The sequence below is a fragment of the Streptomyces sp. NPDC001832 genome, assembly GCF_040297265.1.
Classification (GTDB): Bacteria; Actinomycetota; Actinomycetes; order Streptomycetales; family Streptomycetaceae; genus Streptomyces.
In genome coordinates, this window is sequence record NZ_JBEOYU010000083.1 from 1 (window position 1) to 5,125 (window position 5,125).

Sequence of the window (5,125 nt, forward strand, 5' to 3'; positions counted from 1 at the left end):
CGAGGACGACCCTCCGCCTTGCGATCGCACGCACCAGACGCCGCGGGGCCCGCCCTTCGGGCGGACGACGGGACTTTCGAAACACGCCCTGGGCGGCACCGGGCTGAGACCTGTGTCACCTGCTTGACCTGCAGAGACGTCGAACGCAATGAATCGCTGCCACAGGGCGTCGGCGCGCAATGGATCGACGGTGCACGCGCAACGGTCGCGCCTTGTCCGGTTCGAGTGACGGACCGTACCGTCAATACGTCCCCGCCCCACCCGCACCGCCCGAGGTCAGCCATGCCGCCGTTGCGCACCGCCCTGCTCCAGAGCTCCGGACGACCCGGGCATGTGGACGAGAACATCAAGGTGCTCGACGCAGCGGCGCGGCGGGCGGCGGACGCCGGGGCCCGGCTGCTGGTCTGCCCCGAGCTGTTCCTGACCGGGTACGCGATCGGGGCCGATGTGCCACGGCTGGCCGAGCCGGCCGACGGGCCCTGTGCCCGGGCCGTCGCCGAGATCGCCGTAAGGCACAGGCTCGCGGTCCTCTACGGCTATCCGGAGCGCGCGGGCGAGCAGATCTTCAACGCCGCGCAGCTCATCGGGCCGGACGGGGTGGCGCTCGCGAACTACCGCAAGACCCATCTCTTCGGCTGTTTCGAGCAGGAGTGGTTCACCCCCGGCGAGCAGTCCGTCGTCCAGGCCGAGCTGGACGGCGTACGCATCGGCATCATGATCTGCTACGACGTCGAATTCCCGGAGAACGTCCGCTCGCACGCCCTCGCCGGCACCGATCTGCTGCTGGTGCCCACCGCGCAGATGCACCCCTTCCAGTTCGTTGCCGAGTCCGTCGTACCGGTCCGCGCGTTCGAGAGCCAGCTGTACGTGGCGTACGTCAACAGGACCGGTCCGGAAGGCGAGTTCGAGTTCGTCGGGCTGAGCTGCCTGGCCGGTCCCGACGGTACCGTCCGCACCCGCGCCGGACGCGACGAGGAGCTGGTCATCGGTGAGGTCGATCCTGAGTTCCTGAGCGCGTCGCGCGCCGCCAACCCGTATCTGCACGACCGCCGCCCCGGTCTGTACGGCTCCCTCGTCTGAGTGCCTGCCGGGCCGTGGCCGCCCGGTCAGAGGTCACTCGACAGGCTCTGAGCCCGCCACTCCCGTTCCACCCATTTTTGTGCAAGGAGTCCGTACCCCATGACGTCCACGGTGCCCAACGCCGTCCAGCACACCGACGCGGCCGAGCCGATCACGATGTTCGGGCCGGACTTCCCCTACGCGTACGACGACTTCCTGGCGCACCCCGCGGGGATCGGGCAGATTCCGGCGACCGAGCACGGCACCGAGGTCGCCGTCATCGGTGGCGGGCTCTCAGGCATCGTCGCCGCCTACGAGCTGATGAAGATGGGGCTCAAGCCCGTCGTCTACGAAGCGGACGAGATCGGCGGCCGACTGCGTACCGTCGGATTCGACGGCTGCGGCCCGGAACTCACCGCGGAGATGGGCGCGATGCGCTTCCCGCCGTCCTCGACCGCGCTCCAGCACTACATCGACCTGGTCGGTCTGGAGACGAAGCCGTTCCCCAACCCGCTCTCCCCAGCCACCCCGTCGACCGTCGTCGACCTCAAGGGCGAGTCGCACTACGCGCGGACCATCGCCGATCTGCCGCAGGTCTACCGCGATGTGATGGACGCATGGAACCGGTGTCTCGAAGAGGGCGCGGACTTCTGCGACATGAACCGCGCGATGCGCGAACGCGATGTGCCGCGCATCCGCGAGATCTGGGCGAAGCTCGTCCAGAAGCTCGACAACCAGACCTTCTACGGATTCCTCTGTGAATCCGACGCCTTCACGTCGTTCCGGCACCGTGAGATCTTCGGCCAGGTCGGTTTCGGCACCGGCGGCTGGGACACCGACTTCCCCAACTCCATCCTGGAAATCCTGCGCGTCGTCTACACCGAGGCGGACGACCACCACCGGGGCATCGTCGGCGGCAGCCAACAGCTCCCACTGCGGCTCTGGGACCGCGAACCGCAAAAGATCGTCCACTGGCCGCTCGGTACGTCGCTGTCCTCGCTGCACAACGGCGAGCCGCGCCCCGCCGTGACCCGGCTGAACCGCACCGCCGGAAACCGGATCACCGTCACCGACGCCACCGGTGACATCCGCACCTACCCGGCCGCGATCTTCACCGGGCAGTCCTGGCTGCTGCTCTCGAAGATCGACTGCGACGACGCGCTTTTCCCGATCGACCACTGGACGGCGATGGAACGCACCCACTACATGGAGTCGTCCAAGCTGTTCGTCCCCGTCGACCGGCCGTTCTGGCTGGACAAGGACGAGATCACCGGGCGGGACACCATGTCGATGACGCTCACCGACCGGATGACCCGGGGGACGTACCTCCTGGACGACGGACCCGACCGGCCCGCCGTCATCTGCCTCTCCTACACCTGGTGCGACGACAGCCTGAAGTGGCTGCCGCTCTCCCCGGACGAGCGCATGGACGTCATGCTCAAGTCGCTCGGCGAGATCTACCCGAACGTCGACATCAGGAAGCACATCATCGGCAACCCGGTGACGGTCTCATGGGAGAACGAGCCGTATTTCATGGGTGCCTTCAAGGCCAATCTGCCGGGTCACTACCGCTACCAGCGGCGGCTGTTCACCCACTTCATGCAGGACCGGCTGCCCGCCGACCGGCGGGGTCTGTTCCTCGCGGGCGACGACATCTCCTGGACGGCCGGATGGGCCGAGGGCGCCGTACAGACCGCGCTCAACGCCGTGTGGGGTGTGATGACCCAGTTCGGCGGCGCGACCGATGCGACGAACCCCGGCCCCGGCGATGTCTTCGACGACATCGCCCCGGTCGAACTCCCGGAGGACTGAGAGGCTGTCGGGCGGCCCACATGCGGACAGCAGCAGCATGCGGGCCACACGCGAAGTGGACTCCAGCTCGAACAAGTGGGCTGGGAGAAGGCCGTGCTTGCGCAGATACGCGGCGATCCGGCGGGTGGGGGACCGGATGATGCTGGACGGCAGATGTTCGCCGCCCGGTATCGCCCCGCGCACCGCCTCCCACTCGTCGGCCGCCGAGCTTCCTCGGGTGCAGCACCTCCACGGTGACGCCGTACACGGCGAACAGGCGCTTGAGCCAGCCGACCCCGAACCTCGCGAGCCGGTCCTCGTGCGTCACCCGGACCACGGTCACGGAGCCGTCCGACACCATCGCCAACAGTCGCCGCCACCCTCGATGAGCGTCCCAACAGCCCCGGAAGTTGGGTCGGTTCGGCTTCGGCCTGCGTGTGGTTGGCTGGAAAGTGGTTGCTGGTGTTTGGAGTTGACGTGCGAAAAGCGTTCACTTTTACATTTTTGACACTTCGTCAACACATTTGACAGTTTGCCTCTGTGCGTCAACCGGGCTGAGCGGACGTCATCTCCCTTATCACGGAATGGTGTTCATGCGGTTGGTTTACGACGAACTTGGGTCACCGGCGGACTGTGCAGCTAGTCAGATCTTCTCGCGCGGCAGTGTGGCTAGCATGATCAGGTACCCGGTCGGAAGATCGTCGTCCTCTTGGCGACCCCCTTTCCGACCTGCGGCCGCCGTGAGTCGGCTGCCCCGTTGCTTCTGATCTCATGGACCGAGGGACCGCGGAATGTCAGTGCCTGCACCGCTCAGTCAGCACCGGCCGGCGAAGGCGTCGCGCACCTCGCCGACCACGCCCCTGGTCGTGCTGGTGGTGAGTGCCGCGGCCGGCGGCGTGGCGGTCGCCCTGGCGCTGTCCGGCGCCCGCACCTGGGCGCTGACCGTGGCGGCGGTCGCCTGGGTGTGCGTGGCCGCGGCCGTCCTCGTCAGCCACCGGCTTGTCCAGCGGGCCCGGCGCACGGCCGCCGCGCAGACCTCCGAGACCGGCCGTCTCAAGGCGCAGTCGGCGCAGCTGTCGGCGGAGACCGCGCACCTGGTCAACGTGACGCTGCCCGCCATGGCCAAGCAGTTGCGGGACGGCACGAGCGCGGCCGACGCGCTGGGCAGCGTGCCCCCTCCGTCCGACCCGCAGCTGGGCCGGATCGTGCACACCTTCGCCGCCGCCGTCGAGGAAGGCGTGCAGCACGCGGCCGCCCTGGACGGCGAGCGCCGGCAGGCCCAGTACGAGCTGAACGAGGCGGCCGCCGCGCTGGAGCGGCTGGCGAAGGAGACCCTGCCCGCCGCGGTCGCCCGGCTGCGCGAGGGCCAGTCTGCCGAGACGGTGCTCGCCGAACTCGACCTGCCACGGCTGCCCATGGTCCGCACCCCGACCGAGTCGTTCGTCCGCGAACTCGCCCACGGCGAGCGGCGCGCCGCCGCGGCAGAGGCGGCCTCTGCCAGGGCGCTCAGCCGCGTCCAGGCCAAGTCCGTCAGCATGCTTGCCGACCTGCGGGACATGCAGGAGCGACACGGCGAGGAGGTCTTCGGCGACCTGCTGAAGCTGGACCACAGCACCTCCCAGCTCGGCCTGATGACCGACCGGCTCGCGCTGCTCATGGGCGGCCGGTCCAGCCGCGCCTGGAACAAGCCGATCGTGATGGAGAGCATTCTGCGCGGCGCCGTCGGCCGAATCGCCGCCTACCAGCGGGTGCGTCTGCACTGCTCCACCACCGCCGCGATCTCCGGCTTCGCCGCCGAGGGCGTCATGCATCTGCTCGCCGAACTGATGGACAACGCCGCGAACTTCTCCCCGCCCGTCGACGAGGTGCACGTCTACGTCGAGGACCGCAGCGCCGGCATGGTCGTCACCATCGAGGACAGCGGCCTGAAGATGGCCGACGCGGCCCTGCGCCACGCCGAGGAGGCGGTGTCCGGTCACATGACCGACCTCGCCTCGCTTCAGGGCACCCGGCTCGGCCTCGCCGTGGTCGGACGGCTCGCGGTGAAGTACGGCATCAGCGTCAACTACCGCCCCTCGTCGCGCGGCGGCACCGGCGCCGTCGTCCTGCTGCCCCAGCAACTGCTCGCTCAGCAGCGCGAGTCCGTGTTGCGCGGGGCGGCCGGCCGCCCCGCCGCGGGGACCGCGCCCGCCCCCGCGCGCGCCCCCGCGACGACGCCCGGCCCCGGTCCCGGCGCCGGGCGCGCCCCGGCACCGGCGCCCGAGCGCACCTCGGG

At 69.4% G+C, this 5,125-nt stretch carries 3 protein-coding genes; all 3 read left to right on the forward strand.

Annotation, left to right across the window (positions count from 1 at the left end; genetic code table 11):
- Positions 1-282 precede the first annotated feature (282 nt).
- Positions 283-1,080 (forward strand): carbon-nitrogen hydrolase family protein, encoded by a 798-nt coding sequence (locus ABT115_RS30560; RefSeq protein WP_351796687.1) that lies wholly within the window; start codon positions 283-285, stop codon positions 1,078-1,080.
- A 99-nt stretch (positions 1,081-1,179) separates the two neighbouring features.
- Entirely contained in the window at positions 1,180-2,871 is a 1,692-nt protein-coding gene (locus ABT115_RS30565; RefSeq protein WP_351796690.1) for a flavin monoamine oxidase family protein, read from the forward strand.
- Positions 2,872-3,641: 770 nt separating this feature from the next.
- Positions 3,642-5,125: ATP-binding protein (locus tag ABT115_RS30575; RefSeq protein WP_351796693.1), on the forward strand; the 1,484-nt coding region annotated here is incomplete at its 3' end.